The sequence below is a fragment of the Cardiobacteriaceae bacterium TAE3-ERU3 genome (assembly GCA_019218315.1).
Lineage (GTDB): Bacteria > Pseudomonadota > Gammaproteobacteria > Cardiobacteriales > Cardiobacteriaceae > JAHUUI01.
The window spans coordinates 1-23045 of record JAHUUI010000007.1 but is presented as its reverse complement, the minus strand read 5'-3'; the positions used below and the strand labels follow the sequence as shown (position 1 = coordinate 23045).

At 46.7% G+C, this 23045-nt stretch carries 22 protein-coding genes; 21 read left to right on the top strand and 1 reads right to left on the bottom strand.

Features of this window, described 5'->3' with window-relative positions:
* The first annotated feature begins 195 nt into the window (after positions 1–195).
* From glyQ to KRX19_11120, 18 genes are all read left to right on the top strand, one after another.
* Positions 196–1098: a glycine--tRNA ligase subunit alpha gene (gene glyQ, locus KRX19_11205; GenBank protein ID MBV7435587.1), complete on the top strand. Its 903-nt coding sequence runs from the start codon at positions 196–198 to the stop codon at positions 1096–1098.
* Entirely contained in the window at positions 1095–3164 is a 2070-nt protein-coding gene (gene glyS / locus KRX19_11200; GenBank protein MBV7435586.1) for a glycine--tRNA ligase subunit beta, read from the top strand. The genes glyQ and glyS overlap by 4 nt, the downstream gene beginning before the upstream one ends.
* 8 nt (positions 3165–3172) lie before the next feature.
* Entirely contained in the window at positions 3173–3901 is a 729-nt protein-coding gene (locus tag KRX19_11195; protein MBV7435585.1) for a 1-acyl-sn-glycerol-3-phosphate acyltransferase, read from the top strand.
* 3 nt (positions 3902–3904) lie between these two features.
* Complete coding sequence (locus KRX19_11190) at positions 3905–4648, top strand: 1-acyl-sn-glycerol-3-phosphate acyltransferase (protein MBV7435584.1); 744 nt, start codon at positions 3905–3907, stop codon at positions 4646–4648.
* A complete protein-coding gene (gene dusA / locus KRX19_11185; protein ID MBV7435583.1) occupies positions 4605–5603 on the top strand; it encodes a tRNA dihydrouridine(20/20a) synthase DusA in 999 nt (332 codons plus the stop codon). Before KRX19_11190 ends, dusA begins: the two co-directional genes overlap by 44 nt.
* Before the next feature lie 182 nt (positions 5604–5785).
* Positions 5786–7384 (top strand): phosphoenolpyruvate carboxykinase (ATP), encoded by a 1599-nt coding sequence (gene pckA / locus KRX19_11180; GenBank protein ID MBV7435582.1) that lies wholly within the window; start codon positions 5786–5788, stop codon positions 7382–7384.
* A gap of 210 nt (positions 7385–7594) precedes the next feature.
* On the top strand, positions 7595–8689 hold the full coding sequence (gene hemH / locus KRX19_11175; GenBank protein MBV7435581.1) for a ferrochelatase: 1095 nt from the start codon (positions 7595–7597) through the stop codon (positions 8687–8689).
* Positions 8686–9570, top strand: coding sequence for an SDR family NAD(P)-dependent oxidoreductase (locus KRX19_11170; GenBank protein ID MBV7435580.1), 885 nt, complete (start codon positions 8686–8688; stop codon positions 9568–9570). The genes hemH and KRX19_11170 overlap by 4 nt, the downstream gene beginning before the upstream one ends.
* Before the next feature lie 80 nt (positions 9571–9650).
* Positions 9651–10445, top strand: coding sequence for a GTP cyclohydrolase FolE2 (folE2, locus tag KRX19_11165; protein MBV7435579.1), 795 nt, complete (start codon positions 9651–9653; stop codon positions 10443–10445).
* Positions 10445–11122, top strand: coding sequence for a tRNA (guanosine(46)-N7)-methyltransferase TrmB (gene trmB / locus KRX19_11160; protein MBV7435578.1), 678 nt, complete (start codon positions 10445–10447; stop codon positions 11120–11122). Before folE2 ends, trmB begins: the two co-directional genes overlap by 1 nt.
* 63 nt (positions 11123–11185) lie before the next feature.
* Positions 11186–11731, top strand: coding sequence for a sel1 repeat family protein (locus tag KRX19_11155; protein MBV7435577.1), 546 nt, complete (start codon positions 11186–11188; stop codon positions 11729–11731).
* Positions 11732–11872: 141 nt separating this feature from the next.
* Complete coding sequence (gene miaB / locus KRX19_11150) at positions 11873–13246, top strand: tRNA (N6-isopentenyl adenosine(37)-C2)-methylthiotransferase MiaB (protein MBV7435576.1); 1374 nt, start codon at positions 11873–11875, stop codon at positions 13244–13246.
* Positions 13247–13318: 72 nt separating this feature from the next.
* The gene (locus KRX19_11145; protein MBV7435575.1) at positions 13319–14302 is read left to right on the top strand and encodes a PhoH family protein; all 984 of its coding nucleotides are present in this window, start codon (positions 13319–13321) and stop codon (positions 14300–14302) included.
* 3 nt (positions 14303–14305) lie between these two features.
* Complete coding sequence (ybeY, locus tag KRX19_11140) at positions 14306–14806, top strand: rRNA maturation RNase YbeY (GenBank protein MBV7435574.1); 501 nt, start codon at positions 14306–14308, stop codon at positions 14804–14806.
* A gap of 3 nt (positions 14807–14809) precedes the next feature.
* Positions 14810–15748 (top strand): DUF808 domain-containing protein, encoded by a 939-nt coding sequence (locus tag KRX19_11135; protein ID MBV7435573.1) that lies wholly within the window; start codon positions 14810–14812, stop codon positions 15746–15748.
* Positions 15741–16247, top strand: a complete 507-nt coding sequence (locus KRX19_11130) for a GNAT family N-acetyltransferase (GenBank protein ID MBV7435572.1) — start codon at positions 15741–15743, stop codon at positions 16245–16247. The genes KRX19_11135 and KRX19_11130 overlap by 8 nt, the downstream gene beginning before the upstream one ends.
* 119 nt (positions 16248–16366) lie before the next feature.
* Entirely contained in the window at positions 16367–17593 is a 1227-nt protein-coding gene (locus KRX19_11125) for a transferrin-binding protein-like solute binding protein (GenBank protein ID MBV7435571.1), read from the top strand.
* A gap of 157 nt (positions 17594–17750) precedes the next feature.
* Positions 17751–19010, top strand: coding sequence for an aminotransferase (locus tag KRX19_11120; GenBank protein MBV7435570.1), 1260 nt, complete (start codon positions 17751–17753; stop codon positions 19008–19010).
* Positions 19011–19059: 49 nt separating this feature from the next.
* On the opposite strand, the gene yhbY is transcribed toward KRX19_11120, so the two are convergent.
* A complete protein-coding gene (yhbY, locus tag KRX19_11115; protein ID MBV7435569.1) occupies positions 19060–19356 on the bottom strand; it encodes a ribosome assembly RNA-binding protein YhbY in 297 nt (98 codons plus the stop codon).
* Positions 19357–19406: 50 nt separating this feature from the next.
* Between yhbY and KRX19_11110 the strand changes: the two genes are divergently transcribed.
* From KRX19_11110 to folP, 3 genes are read left to right on the top strand one after another with little or no spacing between them, the layout of a single operon-like run.
* Positions 19407–20039 (top strand): 23S rRNA methyltransferase, encoded by a 633-nt coding sequence (locus tag KRX19_11110; GenBank protein MBV7435568.1) that lies wholly within the window; start codon positions 19407–19409, stop codon positions 20037–20039.
* Positions 20040–20070: 31 nt separating this feature from the next.
* The gene (gene ftsH, locus KRX19_11105; protein MBV7435567.1) at positions 20071–22038 is read left to right on the top strand and encodes an ATP-dependent zinc metalloprotease FtsH; all 1968 of its coding nucleotides are present in this window, start codon (positions 20071–20073) and stop codon (positions 22036–22038) included.
* Positions 22039–22043: 5 nt separating this feature from the next.
* Positions 22044–22880 (top strand): dihydropteroate synthase, encoded by an 837-nt coding sequence (gene folP, locus KRX19_11100; protein MBV7435566.1) that lies wholly within the window; start codon positions 22044–22046, stop codon positions 22878–22880.
* Positions 22881–23045: the final 165 nt, after the last annotated feature.

Sequence of the window (23045 nt, the reverse complement as noted above, 5' to 3'; positions counted from 1 at the left end):
GGATTTGGTTGGATTGGGCATAGAGCGGGATGTTTTCATGAAGTACTTGTAATGCTGTTGCCGATGTTGATTTGCTTGATAAGCATGATTTCTTTCGGTTATTTTGCTGTCCTGTATTGCTGCGGTTTTGGTCTTTTACCCTTTGCCGTTACAATAGCCGCTTTCTTTTTAGCCGGACAATAAATAATGGCCGATGTGCTCAATTTTCAGGACATGATTTTCACCCTGCAACGCTACTGGGCGGAGCAGGGCTGCGTTTTACTGCAACCGCTGGATATGGAAGTCGGTGCGGGCACGTTCCACACTGCAACTTTCCTGCGTGCGCTGGGGCCGGAGCCGTGGAATGCGGCTTATGTACAGCCTTCACGCCGCCCAACGGATGGACGTTACGGGGAAAACCCTAACCGCTTGCAGCGTTACTACCAGTTTCAGGTGGTGATGAAGCCATCACCGCCGAAGTTTCAGGAACTCTACCTTGGCTCGCTGAAAGCCATCGGTATCGACCCTGCGGTACACGATATTCGCTTTGTTGAAGATAACTGGGAGTCGCCAACCCTCGGCGCATGGGGACTTGGCTGGGAAGTATGGGCAAACGGCATGGAAATTTCGCAGTTTACATACTTCCAGCAGGCTGGCGGTTTGGAATGCAAGCCGGTGATGGGTGAGCTGACTTACGGCCTTGAGCGCATTGCGATGTATTTGCAGGACGTTGAAAGCGTTTACGATTTGGTGTGGACAGAAACGCCGCAAGGCACTGTTTACTACGGTGACGTTTACCAGCAAAACGAGCGTGAACAGTCGACCTATAACTTTGAATATGCAGACGTTGACGATTTGTTTGCGCAGTTTGACGCGGCGGAGAAAATGTCTCTTCGTTTGGCGGAAGAAGGCTTGCCATTGCCAGCGTATGAGCAGGCGCTGAAAGCATCGCATTTGTTCAACCTGCTTGATGCACGCCGCGCAATTTCTGTGACCGAGCGCCAGCGCTACATTTTGCGCGTACGCACCATATCGAAAGCTGCCGCCGAGGCATTTTATGAAAGCCGCAAGGCACTGGGCTTCCCGCTGTGCCGTGAGCAAAAGGAGGCGCAAGCATGAGTGATACAACCAATCTTTTGATTGAACTCGGCATTGAAGAATTGCCGACCAAAGCCGTTACTACTTTATCGACTGCTGGTGAACAACTGTGGCAGCAAGTGTTGAATGATGCTGGCGTGCCATTTGCCAAAATCGAAACCTTTGCCAGCCCACGCCGCCTCGCATGGCGTTTGCGCGATGTTGCGCTCAACCAACCTGATCAGGAAATCGAGCGCAAAGGCCCGGCACTGAAAGCTGCCAAAGATGCAGACGGCAACTGGACGAAAGCGGCACAGGGCTTTGCCGCTTCATGTGGTGTCGCACCAGAAGATCTGACCGTGGCTGATACGCCGAAAGGACAATGGCTGATGTATTACGGCACGGAGAAAGGTCAGGCATTGCGTGACTTGTTGCCAGGTATGTTTGCCGAAGTAATGAACAAGCTGCCGATTGCCAAGCGTATGCGCTGGGGCGACTATGATCAGCCGTTTGTGCGTCCGGTATTGACTTTGGTGGTGCTGGCCGATGATGAAGTGTGGCCATTGTCGTTCTTTGGTGTGGAAGCCGGTCGTGAATCGCTTGGTCATCGCGTACACCATCCTGATGCCGTCGTTATTAATAATGCGCTCGACTATGAAGCCGCACTGGAAAAGGCGTATGTCATTGCGTCATTGCCAGCGCGTGAAAGCAAAATCCGCGCGCAGGTTGGCGCAGCAGTTGATTCACTTAACGCCAAGGCAGTCATGCCGGATGCGTTGGTGACAGAAGTTGCGTCATTGGTCGAATGGCCGGTTGCGGTCATTGGGCACTTTGAAGCGCGCTTCCTCGATGTGCCGCAAGAAGTACTGATTACGACGATGCAAGATAATCAGAAAACTTTTGCGGTTACCGATCACGACGGCAAGATGTTGCCGCACTTTATTGCGATTGCCAATATCGAATCGAAAAAGCCTGATGTGGTACGCGAAGGTAATGAAAAAGTTATCCGCCCCCGCTTTGCTGATGCAGAATTTTTCTGGCAGCAGGATTTGAAAAAGCCACTGTCAACGCATTGCGACAAGCTTGCCAAGGTGGTTTATCAAGAGCAGCTTGGCTCACTGGCTGATAAATCAGCCAGTGTCGCGCAAGTTGCTGGTGAACTTGCGCCGCTGTGTGGTGCTGATAGCGCACAGGCACAGCAGGCCGCCAAGCTTGCCAAGTGCGACTTGCTCAGTGAAATGGTGATGGAATTCCCTGAGCTGCAAGGCTTGATGGGGCGTTACTACGCCAAGCATGATGGCTTGGGCGACGAGATTGCCGCCGCACTGGAAGAGCAGTATTTCCCGTTGAATGCTGGTGGCGCATTGCCGGAAACCCGTACCGGCTTAACCCTCGCATTGGCGGAAAAATTTGATACTCTGGTCGGTGGCTTTGCCATCGGCGCGAAGCCAACCGGTAGCCGAGATCCGTACGCACTGCGTCGTATGGCGATTGGTGTGATTCGTTTGGTGGTTGAAAATGACCTCAAGTTGCCACTTACTGAATGGTTGGATAAAGTCGCCGAGACTTTCCCAGCCGAGCTCAATGCCAAGGCGCAAGTCAGTGAAGTCCGTGACTATATTCTTGAGCGCTTGCTTGCCTATTATCGTGAGCAAGGCGTTGCTGCTGAGGTTTATCAGGCTGTCAGGGCACTTGAAATTGACGATCTGCGCGATTTTGATCACCGTGTTCAGGCGCTCAATCGCTTCACTCAAGACAGTAATGCGCATAGCTTGCTCGACAGTGCTAAGCGTATCCGCAATATTCTGAGAAAGAATGGCGGTGGTGATGCACAAGTCGATGAAGCAGTGTTTGCCGAGGCTGCAGAGAAAGATTTGTATCAGGCATGGCAAGGTGTGGCTAGTGATATTGACGCAGCGGTTGCTGATGGCGACTACGATGCAGCACTCAAAGCCCTTGCAACCCTTGCTGCACCATTGGCGAGCTTCTTTGAAGATGTGATGGTCATGGCGGATGATCCTGCCTTGCAGCGCAATCGCCTTGCTTTGCTCGCAACGCTACAAACCGGCTTTGATCAGATTGCTGATCTGTCGCTGTTGTCCGGTTGATTTCAATGCTGATGGGATTGCGTACCATATTGTTTAAACTTGCCTTTGTGGTGTTTACGCTGCTGTGGGCGATTTTAATTATGCTAATGATCGTGCTGCCGTTTCGCGTACGTCACCGTTTGGCAACGGGATGGGGCGATACGGTGGTATGGTTGGCACGGATTATTTGCGGTATCCGCTGGGAAGTTCACGGGATAGAAAATTTACCGAAGCAGGCTTCTGTGATGGTGCTCAATCACCAATCGACATGGGAAACTGTATTTACGCCGCTGTTGTTACGCGATCAGGTCTGGGTATTAAAAAAGGAATTGATCCATATTCCTTTTTTTGGCTGGGCAATGGGTTCGCTGCGCCCAATTGCAATTAATCGCAATAAGCGCAAAGCGGCTATGGCGCAAGTGATAGATCAAGGGCGGCAACGGCTCTCGATGGGCTTTTGGGTGGTGATGTATCCGGAAGGAACGCGCAGCCTGCCTCACCAGCCACGACCATTTAAAACCGGAGCGGTTAAATTGGCGAATGAGCTTGGTGTGCAAATTGTGCCAATTGCGCACAATGCCGGTCAGTTTTGGCCCAAGCGCGGCTGGATGCATAGTGGTACGGTTCAAGTCGTGATTGGCGAGCCTGTTTTGGCTGTTGGCAAACCAATTGAGGAGCTAAATGACGAGATTGAACAGTGGGTGCACACTACTGTAGCCATGCTGGAGCAGCGCGAAGATCAGCGCAGGGAAAGTTAATCAATGATGATGCTCAGAAGTTTGGTATTTAAAGTGGCTTTTATACTGGCTACGTTTTTTTGGTCTACGTTGATCTTAATGATGTTGGTTTTGCCATTTAAATGGCGGCATTATATTGGTACTTTTTGGGCTGATACGGTCATCTGGTTAGCGCGTGTCATTTGCGGGATTCGCTGGGAAGTACACGGTCATGAGCATATTCCTGATCAGGCGTGTATTTTGGTGGTCAATCACCAATCGAATTGGGAGACTTTTTTTACGACGCTTTTACAGCGCAAGCAGGTATGGCTGCTGAAAAAAGAACTGGTGAAAATGCCTTATGTCGGTTGGGCGATGCATGCGATGGGTCCGGTTGCTATAGACCGTAAGCAGGGGCGTGAAGCGTTGAAAATGCTGATGGAAGAAGGTAAGCAGCGTCTCGATAGTGGTTATTCATTGGTGATTTATCCTGAGGGTACGCGCAGTGCCGTTGATGCGCCACAGCCATTTAAGGTTGGTGCAGGGCGTTTGGCGCATGATGTGGGTGTGCCGGTTATTCCCATTGCACACAATGCTGGTCAGTTTTGGCCAAAAAAAGGGTGTATGCATAGTGGTACGGTTCAAATCATCGTTGGTGAACCAATCAATATTGAAGGAAAATCCGCTAAGGAAATTAACCAAATGGCCGAAACCTGGATCAGTACTGAGCGAGCCAGAATCGTCAATGCAGAAAAAGCCAGACGTGGAGAAGCCATTGCCAGCATCTAACCCATGGACGTTCAGCGTTGCACCCATGATGGACTGGACGACAAGTGAGTGCCGGCAGTTGCACCGTTGCTTGAGTAAGCACGCCAGGCTTTATAGCGAAATGGTGACGACAGGGGCGCTGATTTATGGTGATGTCGCGCGTCATCTCGAATATCAATCCAGTGAGCATCCGGTTGTATTGCAGCTCGGTGGTGGAGACCCTGAGCAATTGGCGCGCGCGACAGCAATAGCACAGCCCTACGGCTATGATGAAATTAACCTGAATGTTGGCTGCCCCAGTGATCGCGTGCAGAATAACCGTATCGGCGCGTGCTTAATGGATGATGCTGATCTGGTGGCGCGTTGCCTTGCGGCGATGCAGCGCGAAAGTGATGTGCCAGTGACGGTTAAGCACCGCTTGGGTATTGATGAACAGCCTGAGCGTGGCGTGCTTGATTTTGTCGATACTATTGCTTCGAATAGTGAATGCCGCGTGTTTATCGTTCATGCGCGCAAGGCGTGGCTGGAAGGGCTTAGCCCAAAAGCGAACCGCGACGTGCCGCCACTCAATTATGAACTGGTCTATGAGATCAAGCAGCGTTTCCCGGATTTAACCGTGGTGATTAATGGCGGGATTGATACGATTGCACAAAGCAAAGCCCACTTGCAGTATGTGGACGGCGTGATGCTTGGCCGGGCTGCCTACCAACAGCCTGCTTTGTTGCTTGAAGCTGATGCGCTATATGATGCGCCAGTTGTGCCGATGGCAGATGCTTTGGCTGATATTCGTGCGTTGCTCATTGCGGCATTGGCTCAAGGAGATGCGTTGAGTCGTTACACACGACACATTCTGGGGCTCTTCAATGGTTGCTCTGGTGCGCGCCGTTTTCGCCGTGTGCTCAGTGAGCAAGCACGTATTGATGGCGCTGGTATTGAGGTGTGGGACGAAGCACTGTCAGCTGTAAGCCAAGGTTGATATAACGGTTGGTAATAAAGCCTTTTTAGCAGCAGTTAAGATAGGCCTATTATCAAAAATTTGTTACTATATGTGGTGTAGGCTAATGCTGTGATGGCTATGATATAAATTATTAAAGCGACAACAATCTGCATCATTAGCATTGGTTTCAACCGTTTTCTAATCACATAGAGGCCACAGCCATGAGTCAGGACACTCGCCATACACTTAATCTTTCCAGTTACGGCATTGATCACACTGCATTGCGAAATCTTCCACCAGCAGTTCTATATAAGGAAGCTTTGGAGCGCGATAGTGAATCTGTCATTTCTTCAGCTGGTTCTTTGATTGCTTATTCAGGTGCTAAAACCGGGCGCTCACCAAAAGACAAGCGTGTTGTTGAGCATCCTGATTCAAAAGACAATATTTGGTGGGGTAACATCAATATTCCTTTCCCTGAGGCGTCTCATATCAAGAATCAGGAACTGGCGGTCAAGTACCTGAATGAAGCTGAGCAGATTTATGTGTTTGATGGTTTTGCCGGTTGGGATAAGGAGCACCGCATCAAAGTACGCGTGATCACGACTCGCCCTTACCACGCACTGTTCATGAACAACATGCTGATTCGTCCAACTTTGGAAGAGCTCGATCAGTTTGGTGAGCCAGAGTACGTTATTTATAACGCGGGTCACCGTCCTGCTGATACCTCGGTTGAAGGGGTTGAAAGTGAAACTTCTGTTTCGCTGTCTTTCGAGCGCGGTGAAATCGTCATTCTCGGCACTGAATATGCCGGGGAAATGAAGAAGGGTGTATTTACGGTAATGAACTACCTGATGCCGCTTAAAGGTGAGTTGTCGATGCACTGTTCAGCGACAGCTGAATCCGGTGGTGAGCGCTCTGCGATTTTGTTTGGCTTATCCGGTACCGGTAAAACCACGCTATCTGCGGATCCAAACCGTGAATTGATCGGCGATGACGAGCACGTATGGACAGATAAAGGTGTGTTCAATATCGAGGGTGGCTGCTACGCCAAGGTGATTGATTTGTCCGCAGAAAAAGAGCCGGACATCTTTGCTGCACTCAAGTTCGGCGCAGTACTCGAGAACGTCGTGTATAACGAAGAGCACGAAGTTGACTACGAAGATACTTCGATCACTGAAAACACCCGCGGTAGTTACCCGATTGAACACATCGGCAATGCGCGTATTCCATGTGAAGCTGGCCAAGCCAGCGATGTGATTTTCCTCACTTGTGATGCCTTTGGCGTATTGCCACCAGTTGCTAAACTCAGCCCTGCACAAGCGATGTTCCACTTTATTTCCGGTTATACCGCGAAAGTTGCCGGTACTGAAGTTGGCGTCACTGAGCCTGAAGCTACTTTCTCAGCCTGCTTTGGTGCGCCATTTATGGTTTGGCACCCAACTAAATACGCAGAATTGCTGGCTGATCGTATCCGCAAGCACAACGTCAATGTATGGCTGGTCAATACAGGCTGGTCCGGCGGTGCGTATGGTGTTGGTTCACGAATCAAGCTCAAGTACTCGCGTGCGATTATTGATGCGATCAATAGTGGTGAGCTGGCGAAGGCTCCAACCAAAGAGGATCCACGCTTTGGCTTTGAAATCGTGACTGAATGCAGTAATGTGCCTGCAGAAATTCTCGATCCACGCAATGCTTGGGCAGATCAAGATGCGTATGATAGCCAAGCTAATGCGCTAGCTAAGATGTTCAGCGAGAACTTCTCCAAGTACCGTGATCAGGCAAGCGATGATATTTGTGCTGCTGTGCCGGTAGAAGTATAAATAGCGTTTGGTGCGGCAACATAATGCCTGCGCCAACAGTTAAAATAAAAGCAGGTGTCTAGACATCTGCTTTTATTTTTGTATGATTAAAAATCCATGACGTATAATCTTTTAATGATTGGTTATGATAATGGTAATTGCAGCGCCTAGGGGAACACGTTGCGCCCTGATACAATATGCCCATTATTACAGAGACACGTTTTAAATCGCATGAGACAACTTCCTAATACAGCAAAAACTGCTGTCCTACTCATTAATTTGGGATCGCCTGAGGCTCCGACGAAGCAGGCTTTGCGCCCATATCTCGCTGAGTTTTTATCTGACCCACGCGTTATTGATTTACCTCGGTGGCAATGGCTGCCTATTTTGCACGGTATTGTGCTCAATGTTCGTCCGAAAAAATCGGCACATGCCTATGAGCAAATTTGGTGGGATGAGGGATCGCCACTGATTGTGATTACTGAGCGACAGGTCAGTGCATTGCGTGAGCAATTGGCTGCATGTGGCTTGGGTGAGGTGATCGTCGATTATGCGATGCGCTACGGTCAGCCTTCGATTGCGGATAAGCTAAAAGCACTTGCGGCGCAGGGCGTCGAGCGGCTGATGGTGGTGCCGATGTATCCGCAGTACGCTGATGCAACGACGGCAAGTGTGTTTGATGGTGTGGCGCAAGCATTGGCCAAGCAGCGATTTATTCCCGAGCTGCGAGTGATACGAAATTGGCAAGATCATCCGCAATATATAGCAGCGCTGGCTGAGAGTGTGCGCAGACATTTTGCTAAATACGGCAAGCCGCAAAAATTGCTGATGTCATTTCATGGTGTACCCAAGCGCTATCTGGATGAAGGCGATCCATATTATTATCATTGCCAGCAAACAGTAGCTCTTCTGGCAGAAGAGCTTGGGTTGAGTGCTGATGAATACCAGCTTGTTTTTCAGTCGCGCTTTGGTAAAGAAGAGTGGTTGCAGCCTTACGCGGATAAGACAATCGAGGCCTTGCCTGGTCAAGGTGTTAAGTCAGTCAGTGTGATTTGCCCGGGCTTTAGCGCGGATTGCCTAGAGACATTAGAAGAAATGGCAATGGGTAATCGCGATTTATTTATGGCAAATGGCGGTGAACGCTATGACTATATTCCGTGCTTGAACGAAGATGCTGCGCACATTACATTGTTGCGCGATTTGGTGCGTCAGAATGGGCAAGGTTGGCCTGAATTTAATGCATTTGATCAACATGCTAATGAGCGCAACGATCATGGATTATCTCACCACCAAGACCGGACAAACAATACCGAGGCTTTAAAATGAATGCCGCAGAGCAACCCCTTAAATCAGACAAGCAACGCAGTATTTTAATTACCGGCTGCTCCAGCGGCATTGGTTATACAGCGGCACACACATTGCATGATCGTGGCTGGCAGGTTGTTGCTAGCGCGCGCGATGCGGCTGATGTTGAGCGGCTCAAGGATGAAGGGTTGTCTGCTGTACAACTGGATTTGGCATCGCCGGATTCAATCACCATAGCCCTTGACTGGACGCTTAAACACACTGGGGGGCGACTTGATGCACTGTTTAATAATGGTGCTTTTGCCATTCCCGGGGCGGTCGAGGATTTGCCACGTAATGCACTGGCTTATCAGCTAGATAACGGCTTGCTTGGCTGGCATGACCTGACCCGTCGTATCGTGCCTTTGATGCGCTACCAAGGGCATGGTCGAATTGTGCAGAATAGTTCGGTGTTGGGGCTTGCGGTGATGCGTTATCGTGGCTCGTATTGTGCGATGAAATTTGCGTTGGAAGCGTTGTCTGATGCACTGCGTTTGGAATTAAATGGCAGTGGTGTTCATGTCAGCTTAATTGAGCCCGGCCCGATTGTCAGTAAGTTTCGCGAAAATGCTTTTGTGGAGTTTCAGGATTGGATTGATGCCTCAGGTAGCGTCCATAAGCAGCAATATTTGAATATGATCCAACACTTGGAAAGTGATAAGCGTGAGCCATTTACGCTGGGGCCTGAAGCCGTTGTCGATAAGCTGATCCATGCGCTTGAAGCCAAGAAACCAAAGCCGCGTTATTACGTGACTAGAGCAACGTGGCTCATGTCGCTCGCACGTCGTCTTTTACCGACGACGATGATGGACCGCGTAGTATTGCGACTTGCCGAAAAAGAAAGGAGCCGTTACAGCAAGTAATTGCTGGTAATGGTGGATCATGGGCAGCCAACAGATTTGCTGTATAATGCCCGCCATTTTTATTTGCCAGAGTGCTTTTCATGACAGAACACCATCCTATACCCGACGTACAGGGCAGCCCGGATACGCGCAAAATTGCGATTACACGAGTTGGCGTCAGTGATATTACTATTCCTCTATCTGTACAGAGCGAAAGCGGCATACAGCATACGGTCGCTAAGGCTGAGATGACAGTTGCGTTACCGCATGACCAGAAAGGAACGCATATGTCGCGCTTTATTCAGCTGATCAACCGCGAAAAAGCGCTGGATTTGGCGAGCTTCGCTGAGTTGCATGCTGAAATGCTTGAGTTGCTACACGCTGAAGAGGGAACTATCTCCTTGAGCTTCCCATTTTTTATCAATAAGCCTGCACCAGTCAGTGGTGTGCCTGGCTTGCTGGATTACGAAGTCAGTTGGATCGTTGATGGTTCGCGTGAAGATGCTGAGCTGAGTGTTGAGGTGACTGTGCCGGTAACCAGCCTGTGCCCGTGTTCAAAGGAAATTTCTAAATACGGTGCACATAACCAACGTTCTCATGTCATCATTATGGCAACATTTGATCCTCAGAAGCCGTTTTCGACAGAGGATCTGATTGTTATTGGTGAAGAAGGTGGCTCTTGCCCAATTTGGTCAACATTAAAGCGACCGGATGAAAAGTACGTTACCGAGCGCGCTTATGAAAATCCGAAATTTGTTGAGGATATCGTGCGTGATGTTGCCGCTGTATTGAATGCAGATGAGCGTATTTCGGCATATCGCGTCTCATCAGAGAACTTTGAATCCATTCACAGTCACTCTGCTTATGCCATGATTGAACACGTCAAGATCAGCTGATGACTATTCGCAGTTTTGTACTTCGTCAAGGGCGAATGACGCCCGGGCAAGAGCGTGCTTTTACCGAGTTATGGCCAAAATATGGCATTGATCTTCAAGAAGGAGATGTCATTAATGCATCAACTGTCTTTGGTGATGATCGTGATTTGGTTATTGAAATAGGCTTTGGCAATGGTGAAACACTGGTTGAAATGGCCAGTGCTGAACCGGAAAAAGGCTTTATTGGTATTGAAGTGCACCGCCCTGGTGTTGGTCATGCTTTATTAAAAATAGAGCAGGCTGGAATAGAGAATTTACGCCTGATTTGCCATGATGCAGTAGAAGTGCTGCGTGATTATGTTGTGGAATCTTCCTTGTCTCGTGTTCAAGTATATTTTCCGGATCCATGGCCAAAAGCACGGCACCACAAGCGACGGATTATCCAGCAGCCTTTTACTGACTTGATATATGCAAGATTACGTGATGGGGGAGAGCTGCATTGCGCGACAGATTGGGAAAATTACGCAGAGTGGATGCGTGATGTCTTTGTTGCAGATGAAAAATGGGTTAACCTAGGCGGTGAAGACGGATTTGCACCACGCCCATCGTGGCGTCCGCTAACCAAATTTGAGCAACGTGGCATCAATAAAGGCCATGGTGTTTGGGATTTGCGTTATGGTAAAACCCTAAATAACTAGCTAGACCAAGCATTGCTTGTAAATGGTTATTTGTTTTCGATTTTAATCTGGAGGAGAGTATTCATGATGAAAAAATATATGCTAATCGGTGCTGTTGCGCTGGTACTTGGTGCTTGCGGTGGTAACGCAAATAAAGATATGACAGATACTGCCCAACAAAATAATCCTGAAGCATTACTGGTTCAAGCTCAAGAAGCTTATGAAAGTGGTGATAAAGCTGCAGCGATTGAAGCATGGAAAATGGCAGCTGAGGCTGGTAATGCTGCAGCGCAGCACAATCTGTCAGTCGTTTATCGCACTGGTGATGGTGCTGCACAAGACGAGCAAATGGCGCTTGATTTCTTGGTTAAGTCTGCAGAGCAAGGTTATGTTCCTGCTGTTTATGATATGGGTAGCTTTTATTTGCAGCAAGGCGATGCCACACAAGCAGCACCTCTGTTTCAAGCAGCAGCAGAGCAAGGCTATGCACCTGCCCAGTTCAACCTCGGTGTCATGCTGGTTCGTGGTGATGGCGTAGAGCAGAATAAGGATGTAGGTATTGCACTGATTCAGCAAGCTGCTCAGCAAGGCTTTGCACCTGCACAGCAAGCATTACAGCAGGCACAGTAATTTCCGCATTTTGTAACTGTGATAAAAAGCCACCTAAGGGTGGCTTTTTTAATGAATTTAATTTGATAGGAATTATGTGGTATTGGTAGCCTCAACTCATTGCGCTATAATATCCGGCTAACTAAAAAATGGTGACAAGTCATGGCGCAAACCCTCAAAAAACTCTATATCGAAACACACGGCTGCCAAATGAACGAGTACGACTCTTCAAAAATGCAGGCGGTTTTGAACGTATCACACGGTATGGTGCGTGTAGATAATCCTGAGGAAGCAGATGTATTGTTGCTCAATACTTGCTCCATTCGTGAAAAAGCACAAGATAAAGTGTTCTCACAGATTGGCCGCTGGAAGCCATTAAAAGAAAAAAATCCACATGTTATCATTGGTATTGGTGGCTGTGTTGCTTCGCAAGAAGGTGAAGAATTGCGCCGCCGCGCTCCAGTTGTTGATGTCGTATTTGGCCCTCAGACATTACACCGCTTGCCGAATTTAATCTCTGAAGCTCAGCTCAAGCGCGATGGTGTCGTGGATGTATCCTTCCCTGAAATCGAAAAATTTGACCATTTACCAGAACCCCGAGCTGAAGGACCATCGGCGTATGTGTCGGTCATGGAAGGGTGCTCAAAATACTGTACATTCTGTGTGGTGCCTTATACGCGTGGTGAAGAGGTTAGCCGTCCATTTGATGATGTGATTGCAGAATGTGCCTCTTTAGCGGCACAAGGTGTTCGTGAAATCAATCTATTAGGTCAGAACGTCAATGCTTATCGTGGTGAAATGCACGATGGTGATGTGGCAGACTTGGCGTTTTTGATTGAAATGGTAGCTGCGATTGATGGAATAGATCGTATTCGCTTCACTACTTCTCACCCCCTTGAGTTCAGTGACAGCCTGATTGAAGCTTACCGCAGAGTGCCAGAGTTGGTTAGTCATCTGCATTTACCGGTTCAAAGTGGATCGAATAAAGTACTTGCGCTGATGAAACGCGGTCACAAAGTAGATATTTATAAAGAAAAGTTGGCGCGTATTCGTGAAATTAGGCCAAATATTAGCTTCTCTTCTGATTTTATCATTGGCTTCCCAGGTGAAGAGGATGCTGATTTTGAAGATACGATGCAGCTAATTGAAGATGTATTTTTCGATACTTCGTTTAGTTTTATTTATAGCCCGCGCCCAGGTACACCAGCAGCGGCAATGCCAGATCGGATTTCTATGGATGTGAAGAAAGCTCGCTTGGCTCGTTTGCAAAAGCGTATTCTCGAAATGGCGGCTGATATTTCAGAAAATATGGTAGGCACGGAGCAGTGGGTGTTGGTCGATCGTGTATCGAAAAAAGATGCTAGCGAAGTATCAGGGCGTACGGAAAACAACCGTGTGGTCAACTTCCAAGCACCTAAGGCACTGATAGGCCGCTTTGCTAAAGTGCAAATTACTGCTGCATACAAAAATTCTCTACGTGGGCGTTTGCTTGAGGCTGAAGGTATGGCCGCACCAGCGATGTATCAAACTGCATAACACAATGGTATGCGTGTAACGTTGCAAGTATAATCAGCTTTGCCATAATGGCAACCATTATTCATCGACAGGATTTGCATGCAACATACTCTCGCTTTCCAACTTGCGCCGCAAGATCAACAGCGTCTCGCCGAATTGTGTGGTCAAATGGACGCACATTTACGCCTGATTGAAGACCAGCTTGGGGTCAATATTCACAATCGTGGTCATTTGTTCCATGTTAAAGGGGATGAAGGTCGCGTGGTACAGGCACGGTTTGTCATAGAGACGCTTTACGAGCAAACTGGCAGTAATGTTTTGAATAATGATGATGTGCACCTAGCCTTGCGTGATGCAGGCGCAACTTTGTCTACGGAGTTTGCGGCAAAGGATGAAGGCAAGGATATCTTCATTGAAACCAAGCGTGGCACTATTTCAGGACGTGGATCAAATCAGCGCCGCTATCTTCGCCGTATCTTTTCTCATTCGGTAAACTTTGGGATTGGCCCAGCTGGTACGGGGAAAACTTACCTCGCGGTTGCGGCTGCAGTGTCCTATCTTGCAGAAGATAAAGTTCGTAAATTGGTGCTGGTGCGTCCGGCCGTTGAGGCTGGTGAACGCCTGGGTTTTTTACCCGGAGATATGACGCAAAAAGTCGATCCTTATCTTCGCCCTTTATATGATGCACTCAATGATATGCTCGGGCCTGAGCGTGTAGCTAAGCTAATGGAGCGCAATGTGATTGAAATTGCACCACTTGCCTTTATGCGAGGGCGCACGCTAAACGACGCATTTATCATTCTTGATGAAGCACAAAATACCACGGTCGAGCAGATGAAGATGTTTTTGACCCGGCAAGGATTTGGCTCTACAGCAGTGATCACTGGAGACGTTACGCAAATTGATTTACCACGTGGTGTGATGTCTGGCTTGCGCCATGCAGCTAAAGTGCTCGGTGATGTAGAAGGCATTTCTTTCACGCGTTTTGAATCGCAGGATGTGGTGCGCCACCCGTTGGTTCAGCGCATTATTGAAGCGTATGATCACGCACAACAATCAAACCATGAGGATGCTTAATAAATGACGCCAATCGTTATTGACTATCAGGTAGAAGATGTACCCGATGACTGGCTGTACCCTGGCGAAAAACGCTTGCAGCGTTGGCTAGATACGGCACTTGAAGTGCTTGAACATGACGAAGCACTGGAAGTGACTGTACGCTTGGTCGATGATGATGAAATCACAGAGCTCAATGACGAGTATCGTGATAAACGTAAGCCGACCAATGTATTGGCTTTCCCTTGCGATTGGGATTTGCCGGAAGAGCCGCGCTTGCTCGGTGATGTTGTTATCGCTGTGAATGTGGTTAATCAGGAGGCCAAAGCGCAGAGGAAAACCATGGAGCAACATTGGGCACACATTGTTATTCACGGCTTTTTACACTTGATGGGCTTTGATCACATTGAGGATAATGATGCAGAAGTGATGGAATCAACTGAGCGAAAGATTCTTGCAAAGCTGGGCTTTCCTGATCCTTATGCAATCGAGTGCGGTACAGTAAAAAAAGAAGAGAGTAATTAATTTATGGCCGCCAGTTTTTTCGCCCTGTTTGATGACATTGCCGCACTGTTGGACGACGTTGCACTACTTACTAAAGCCGCAACCAAAAAGACAGCTGGCGTTTTGGGCGATGATCTGGCGCTTAATGCCAATCAATTGACTGGAATTAGTGCCAAGCGTGAGCTTCCAGTAGTTTGGGCGGTTGCAAAAGGCTCGATTGTCAATAAAGTAATTTTGGTGCCAATCGCGTTACTGCTGTCCTTTTTTGTGCCGTGGGTCGTGCCGTATTTACTGATGGTAGGTGGTGCGTATCTTTGCTATGAAGGGATAGAAAAAGTGATGCACATTCTATTTCATCGTCAGCAGGAGATTGAGCGCCGTGCCCTGCGTGTTGCGGCCAATGCTCAGGCTATAAACTTTGTTGAGTTTGAGCGCGCTAAAATCCGTGGTGCAATCCGTACGGACTTTATTCTCTCAGCAGAAATTATCGTGATCGCATTGGGAGAAATTCTCAAATACGATATGTCTTTGACCATGAATATCATTGCATTAAGTATCATTGCATTGCTGATTACTTTTTTGGTTTACGGCGTGGTTGCGATGATTGTCAAGATGGACGATGTCGGTAAATATTGGGTCGAAAACCGCGTTGGCTTGATGCACAAAGTTGGTCGTGGTCTTCTGTGGTTTGCCCCACGTATGCTGAAGGCACTTTCAGTCATTGGCACAATAGCCATGTTTATTGTCGGGGGGCATATTTGGGTTGAAGGCGTACCAGCTATTCATCACACGATTGCCCATTGGCTTGAAACTATTCAGATTGGCCTATCATGGTTGTTGACGGCCTTAGCTGATATCGCTGTTGGTATCTTGGTAGGATTAGCGGTGTATGCTTTGGTTGCACCTCTTACTGCACTATGGGGAAAGCTGCGTGGTAAACCTGCAAAAAAACAGCATGCCTGAATGGTATATTCGCCAATATCAAGAGAGTGACGCGGCTGATATTTGTCGTATCTATAACTACTATGTGCTGGATACAAATATCTCTTTTGAGACGGAGCCAGTTAGCGTCAGGGAAATCGCTGAGCGTGCAGAGAAAATCCGTAAAAAATCCCCTTATTTTGTTGCAGAGTTGGATGGGCGGGTTGTTGGTTATGCATACGCAAAGCCGTGGCATAGTCTGGCTGCCTATGCCCATACTTATGAAAGTACTATCTATCTCGATCACCAGCGAGACCCACAGATTTGTAAAGGCTTAGGTACAGCGCTATATCAAAAATTAATTGAAGTACTGCGTGAAGAAGGCTATGTAAAAGTCTTATTTGGCGTACCAACTCTGGGTAATATTGCCAGTGAGCGTTTACATGAAAAACTGGGGTTTAAGAAACAAGCTGTATTTCATGATGTAGGCTTTAAAAATAATCAGTGGCTCGGTGTTACCTATTGGGTATTACATTTTTGAGCGTAATTTAAATTCTTGTAAGAGTTACATAACTAGCTTATAGTCTTAGGCTAAAGGTGATTAAAAACTTATGATTGTAGATTGTTATAAAATAGGAATATAGTGATAAGGGAATAGATATGAATAAAATTAATGGCTTTAAATTACTTGCTATTAGTACATTATGTGCTACTGCTCTTAATGCATGCGGCGGAGGAGAAGCTAGTTTTCTAGGTGTTCCTAAGTCTTCACAAACAGGTAGTACTACTAGTACTTCTGATCCTGCTGGAGGAGAAGTCGTTCCAACAGTAAATGTATTTTTGTCGGATATGTCCGGAAAAGGACAGCAGGTAAACCCCAGTGTGGCTTCGATTGCTAATAGAGGATCAGCAAATATTGCCATTCCTCCCAATACAAGCAATGAAGTACGTTTTAACCAACCTGCTATGGTTAGTGAAGTATGTGGTTGGGGGGCAGACTGTCGCGATGAAAATGCTGTCAAATTTGTAGAGAAACTTCGTGAGCAAGCTGATAAATTAGAGGAGGACAATCCGCAGAAGGCTCACTTGAATGCATGGGCTAACAAAATAGAGTCTCAATTTCCTGGTGATGGGAAAAGAGTGATTCGGGATATTAATGACCGTATTTTAATTCTTAAGTCATGGTCAACGGTTGACTTGGGTAATCAGCCGTCTATGGATCTTGGGGTTGCAAAGATTAATAAAAAACGAATGCCTGATGGTAGCTTAGTTGATTATGGTGGTGTGGTTGATAGAAAGTTTAACGGCGTACTTGGATTTAAAGTAATAGATATCAGCCCGCCAGGGCAAAAAGCGCCAGAATATTTGAACTCATATTATCGTGACCCATCTGTGGCTGGATGGAGCTTCCAAACTTTTGGTTATTATCTTTCTACTAGTAGAGATCCACTTTTAGGAAATTTGCGTGATCAAGTTGTTGGTTATCAGACAATTGGCGATAATACAGCCCAACTGCCTAATCAAAATAGCTTCACCTATAATGGTATCTCTCATGCATTTTATAATGGTAATCAAGTAACTAGTGAAAATATAATTGATGTGGATTTTGGGGCTAGGACTCTGGATTATAAAACTACTGGGTCTGCAATACTCCATACCCTCAAAGGGGGAGAGCACATTATTCAAGAGCGTCCAGATTTAAATGTGTCTGCAAGTGCTACATGGGCTGGCAAGAATCGTTTTGAAGGAAAGGCTAATACAGCAGGAGGCCTAAATGGGCATATTGAAGGCCAATTCTATGGGCCAAATGCGGAAGAGGTTGGGGGTGTATACGGCCTACAAAATGATACTACGCAATATGTCGGAGGCTTTGGCGCAAAGCGTTAAATGACTCACTGAATAGATAGTGTCTTAAAAGGCAGGATATTAATCCTGCCTTTTTTATAAAAAAGTTATTATCAGTTACAGCACGGCATCTGAATGCAGTATCATATCGCTTTGGTTGATTGTCAGATTAACAGTTGATTTATGTAAAGGATATTGTATGGATAAAATGGCGCTTGAGCAGATTGTTTCTGAAGCACAGTCTAAAATTGATGAGTTTGCTAATAAAAAATTGGCACTGGATATAACGCGTGGGAAACCGAGTCAGCAGCAGCTTGATTTATCAATGCCTATTCTGGATATTTTGTCAGCTGATGATCTTCGCGCTTACCAACCTGATGTGCGAAATTATGGCGGTATTGATGGTTTGGAAGAAATGAAGGCGTTATTCCGTGATATGACGGGCGCCAGTTCGCAAGAGAGTGTCTTGATTGGTGGGAATTCTAGCCTTAACTTGATGCACGATACGATTTCAACCTATTTGCGCTATGGTGCTGGTGAGGCGCGTCCACCATGGGGTAAACAACAAGCGAAATTTATTTGTCCTGTGCCTGGTTATGATCGCCATTTTGCAGTTTGTGAGCATTTGGGTGTCGAGATGATAGCCGTTGGCATGGATGAGAATGGTCCTGATATGGATGCAGTCGAAGCGCTGGTTTCTTCTGATAACAGTATCAAGGGTATGTGGTGCGTGCCTAAGTATTCTAATCCAACAGGTATAACCTATAGTGATGATGTGGTTCGCCGTTTGGCCACAATGCAGACAGCAGCAGATGGTTTCCGTATTTTCTGGGACAATGCTTATTGTGTTCACCATCTTGGTGACGAACATGAACAGCTAGCGGATATTTTTGAAGCATGCCGTGCAGCAGGTCATCCACAGCGTGTGGTCATGTTTGCTTCAACATCAAAAATCACTTTCGCGGGCTCTGGTGTTTCTGCCATTCTTTCAAGTCCTGAAAATGTAGCGTGGCTGGTCAAGCATTTTGGTTTTCAGACCATCGGGCCAGATAAGGTAAATCAGTTGCGCCATATTCGTTTTTTTGAGCGTTATGGGGTCGAAGAGCATATGAAGCGTCATGCGGAGCTGCTTCAACCACGCTTTTCCAAGATGCTTGAGCGGTTGGAAAGTGGGCTTGGCAATACTGGTTTGGCTAAATGGACCAACCCTAAGGGTGGGTATTTTATTAGCTTAGATGTTTTGCCAGGGTGTGCAAAAGAAGTGGTAGCCAAATGTGCTGAATTAGGTTTAAAGTTGACACCGGCTGGTTCTGCGTTTCCATATGGACGTGATGAAAAGGACAGCAATATTCGTATTGCACCATCTTTCCCGTCGTTAGATGATGTTGCTTTGGCAGCTGATGTGTTGGTTGCAGTTGTTCAGCAAGTATGTGGAGAGAAGCTGCTGTCGCAGCAATAATTTGAACTGTCTAAAAAATGGCGTCTGCTAAAAGACGCCATTCAAAAAATTATTTTTTTGGTAGCTCAATTTTTGGTTTTTCAGGGTTGCGACGGAAAAAAACGGCGGTGTGGCCAATTTTTTGAACACACTCTGCATGTTGTTCCGTACTGATATGCTCAATCATTTTAGCTTGCTCAGTATCATCAAGGTTGCCAAGTTTTACTTTGATTAATTCATGAGAAATTAATGCGTTATTAATTTCTTTATCTACAGCATCAGTAATGCCATTGCTGCCGATTAATATGACTGGTTGCAGATGATGTGCCAGTGCTTTGAGATGACGAATTTGGGCTTTGTTTAACATTGCAGTATCCTGTTCGATCGTAAAAACCTACAGCATAGCAGAACCAATACATGGCACGCAGTAAAACCAGTAAACGCTGGCTAAAAGAACATCATAATGATATGTACGTACAGCAGGCTCGAGAGGAGGGGTATCGCTCTCGTGCGGTGTATAAACTCAAAGAAATTCAAGCAAAAGATAAATTGATCAAGCCAGGCATGACTATAGTTGAGCTAGGTGCGGCGCCGGGAGGGTGGTCGCAGTATGTGGCGGAATGTATGCAGGGGCGAGGTCATATTTTTGCACTGGATATTTTGCCTATGGATTCATTGCCAGATGTAACTTTCATCCAAGGTGATTTTCGTGAGCAGTCAGTACTCGATGAGCTTGAGAAAACTTTGGGCAGTGATGTTGCAATTGACCTTGTAATTTCTGATATGGCCCCCAATACCAGTGGAATAAAGTCGGCTGATCAGGCCAAAAGCATGCATTTGGTCGAGCTTGCAGTTGAGTTTGCTTGTTCACACTTAAAGCGTGATGGCAATTTATTAACCAAGGTTTTTCATGGCCCTGGTTTTGATACACTAATGCGTTCGCTTAAACAGGATTTTACCGCTGTTTTAACGAGAAAACCTCAAGCATCAAGGCAGCGTAGTCAAGAAACATATTTGCTTGCTAAAGGATTTAAGGGTAACGGTCGGTGATCACTTTGAAGAGGAAATTATTTTGAACGATATGAAAAAATCCATATTAATTTGGGGCGGCTTGATCTTGCTGTTTCTATTTTTGGTGGGTGAAGTAGATAATCTGGGATTAAAGGGCAATACCCGAGAAGTTAGTTACTCCCAGTTTTTGGATCAAGTTGAGGATGGTCAGGTAAGAGCTGCAGATATTGATCTGCAAGAGATGAAGATCAACTTTACTGATAACTCTGGCAAGCGCTTCGTTACTAACAACCCAGAAGTGAATACAGCTGCACTTATCGGTGATCTGCGCAATCACAATGTGACTATTAGTGCTGATCCAATTGAAAAAGAAAGCCTGCTCAGCAAGATTCTGATCAATTTGTTGCCGATCATCATTTTGATCGCACTGTTCATTTTTGTCACTCGACAAATGCAGGGCGGTGGTGGCAAAGGCGGCGCATTTTCTTTTGGCAAAAGCCGTGCCAAACTGATTCCTGAAGATAAAATCAAAGTGACTTTTGCTGATGTTGCAGGTGCTGAAGAAGCCAAAGAGGATGTCGTTGAGATGGTTGAGTTCTTGCGTGATCCAACCAAATTTAGTCATCTTGGCGGTCAGATTCCTCGTGGCGTTTTGATGGTCGGTCCTCCTGGTACCGGTAAGACGTTACTCGCAAGAGCCATCGCAGGTGAAGCTAAAGTGCCTTTCTTTACTATTTCGGGTTCTGATTTTGTTGAGATGTTTGTTGGTGTCGGTGCGTCGCGTGTTCGTGATATGTTCGAGCAAGCGAAAAAGCATGCGCCTTGTATTATTTTCATCGATGAGATCGATGCTGTCGGTCGACAACGTGGTGCTGGTGTTGGTGGTGGGCACGATGAGCGTGAGCAAACACTGAACCAGTTGCTGGTTGAAATGGATGGCTTCGAAGGCAACGAAGGTGTGATTGTGATTGCGGCAACCAACCGTCCGGATGTACTCGATCCTGCATTATTGCGCCCTGGCCGTTTTGACCGTCAGGTTGTGGTCGGCTTACCAGACCTCAAAGGACGTGAGCAAATCCTTAAAGTGCATATGCGCAAGAAGCCAATTGATGACGACGTCAAGGCTCGTGATATTGCACGTGGTACACCTGGTTTTTCAGGTGCCGATTTGGCTAACTTGGTTAACGAAGCTGCACTTTTTGCTGCACGTCGTGATCGTAAAACCATCACCATGCAAGACATGGAGGATGCGAAAGATAAAATTATGATGGGTGCAGAGCGCCGTTCAATGGTGATGAGTGATGCAGAGAAAGAAATGACTGCTTATCACGAAGCTGGACACTGTATCGTTGGTCGCATCGTTCCATCACACGACCCTGTGTATAAAGTGACTATCATTCCTCGTGGTCGGGCATTGGGTGTAACGATGTTCCTGCCTGAGCAGGATCGTTATAGCTACTCGCGTGAGCGCCTAGAGAGTCAGATATCCAGTCTCTATGGTGGTCGGATCGCTGAAGAGCTAATTTATGGTCACGATCATGTGTCGACAGGTGCATCTAATGATATTGAACGTGCCACCTCTATTGCACGTAATATGGTGACGCAATGGGGTTTGTCAGATAAGCTCGGTCCATTGGCTTATGGTGAAGAAGAAAATGAAGTCTTCTTAGGACGTTCGGTTACTCAGCATAAAAATGTATCCGATGAAACAGCGCATATGATCGATACAGAAATTCGAGCCATTATTGATCGTAACTATGATCGTGCTGAGCAAATCCTTAAAGATAATATGGATATTTTGCATGAGATGACCAAAGCACTGGTTAAGTATGAAACCATCGATGAAGATCAGATCGATGACTTGATGAATCGTCGTCCTGTTCGTGAGCCTAAAGATTGGACGGACTCTTCTACAGATGATGGCAATGGCAGTGATGATAGCAATCGCCGCGATGGTATCATCATTGGAGGCGATCATCCGGTTATTGAGAATGACAGTTCACCGAAAGGTGGATCGAATGCTAATTTTGCAGGATGAGTTAAATGTCTAACTATTTGCGAGCTGGTCGTTTCCAGCTTGATCTAAGTGAAACCAAAATTATGGGCGTGCTGAATTGCACGCCCGATTCATTTTCGGATGGTGGTCATTTTGTCACACCGCAAGCAGCTTTGGAGCGTGCGGCGAAGATGATTGACGAAGGAGTCGATATTATTGATGTTGGTGCGGAGTCTACCCGTCCTGGGTCAAAGGCTGTATCCATTGAAGAAGAACTTGCACGTTTATTACCAGTGGTAGAGGTGTTGGTGAGAGATGGGCGTGTTCCAATTTCAATAGATACAAAAAAAACAGCAGTGATGCGTGCGGTGCTGGAGCTTGGTGTAGACATGATTAATGATGTACATGGCTTTGAAGATGATGGAGCGCTAGCGACTGCCGCAGCCTCAAATTGTGCATTGTGCATCATGCATATGCGCGGTATGCCTGAAAATATGCAAACTAATACCCAATATAGTGACGTGGTCGGTGAGGTAGAGCGTTATCTGGAAGAGCGCATAATAAGTGCTGAAAAAGCAGGTGTTGCCCAAAATCGGATTATTGTTGATCCTGGTTTTGGTTTTGGGAAAAATCCTTCGCAGAATATGATGCTGATTAAGCAAATTGCATCTTTTGTACCAGCATTGCCAAAATTGATTGGAGTGTCTCGTAAATCAACTATCGGGTACTACCTCGGCGATGCTCCAGTTGAGCAGCGCTTGCATGGCAGTGTTACATTGGCAGCATTAGGGGCTTGGCTAGGCGCTGCGGTAGTTAGGGTGCATGACGTAAAAGAGACAGGGGATGCCTTGAAAATGGTTAAAGCGCTCAAAAATTCAAAGTAAAAATATATTAAAAACAGCGCCAAAAGAAATAATATAATTTTTTTTTGGCGCTGAGGCTTGCGTAGGCATGAGAAATGTCTATAATACGCCTCTCGCTTCACGGGGCGGCCACTAAGGCGGCACTAATGAAGCAGATCTTTAACAACAAAATAAGATAGTTTGTGC

Coding starts and splice junctions, on each gene's coding strand:
- KRX19_11130 (MBV7435572.1), top strand. CDS start 15,741: ATGCCTGAATGGTATATTCGCCAATATCAAGAGAGTGACGCGGCTGAT.
- ftsH (MBV7435567.1), top strand. CDS start 20,071: ATGAAAAAATCCATATTAATTTGGGGCGGCTTGATCTTGCTGTTTCTA.
- glyS (MBV7435586.1), top strand. CDS start 1,095: ATGAGTGATACAACCAATCTTTTGATTGAACTCGGCATTGAAGAATTG.
- folP (MBV7435566.1), top strand. CDS start 22,044: ATGTCTAACTATTTGCGAGCTGGTCGTTTCCAGCTTGATCTAAGTGAA.
- hemH (MBV7435581.1), top strand. CDS start 7,595: ATGAGACAACTTCCTAATACAGCAAAAACTGCTGTCCTACTCATTAAT.
- yhbY (MBV7435569.1), bottom strand. CDS start 19,356: ATGTTAAACAAAGCCCAAATTCGTCATCTCAAAGCACTGGCACATCAT.
- ybeY (MBV7435574.1), top strand. CDS start 14,306: ATGACGCCAATCGTTATTGACTATCAGGTAGAAGATGTACCCGATGAC.
- KRX19_11110 (MBV7435568.1), top strand. CDS start 19,407: ATGGCACGCAGTAAAACCAGTAAACGCTGGCTAAAAGAACATCATAAT.
- KRX19_11120 (MBV7435570.1), top strand. CDS start 17,751: ATGGATAAAATGGCGCTTGAGCAGATTGTTTCTGAAGCACAGTCTAAA.
- trmB (MBV7435578.1), top strand. CDS start 10,445: ATGACTATTCGCAGTTTTGTACTTCGTCAAGGGCGAATGACGCCCGGG.
- KRX19_11155 (MBV7435577.1), top strand. CDS start 11,186: ATGATGAAAAAATATATGCTAATCGGTGCTGTTGCGCTGGTACTTGGT.
- folE2 (MBV7435579.1), top strand. CDS start 9,651: ATGACAGAACACCATCCTATACCCGACGTACAGGGCAGCCCGGATACG.
- KRX19_11125 (MBV7435571.1), top strand. CDS start 16,367: ATGAATAAAATTAATGGCTTTAAATTACTTGCTATTAGTACATTATGT.
- miaB (MBV7435576.1), top strand. CDS start 11,873: ATGGCGCAAACCCTCAAAAAACTCTATATCGAAACACACGGCTGCCAA.
- KRX19_11135 (MBV7435573.1), top strand. CDS start 14,810: ATGGCCGCCAGTTTTTTCGCCCTGTTTGATGACATTGCCGCACTGTTG.
- dusA (MBV7435583.1), top strand. CDS start 4,605: ATGCAGAAAAAGCCAGACGTGGAGAAGCCATTGCCAGCATCTAACCCA.
- KRX19_11170 (MBV7435580.1), top strand. CDS start 8,686: ATGAATGCCGCAGAGCAACCCCTTAAATCAGACAAGCAACGCAGTATT.
- KRX19_11190 (MBV7435584.1), top strand. CDS start 3,905: ATGATGATGCTCAGAAGTTTGGTATTTAAAGTGGCTTTTATACTGGCT.
- pckA (MBV7435582.1), top strand. CDS start 5,786: ATGAGTCAGGACACTCGCCATACACTTAATCTTTCCAGTTACGGCATT.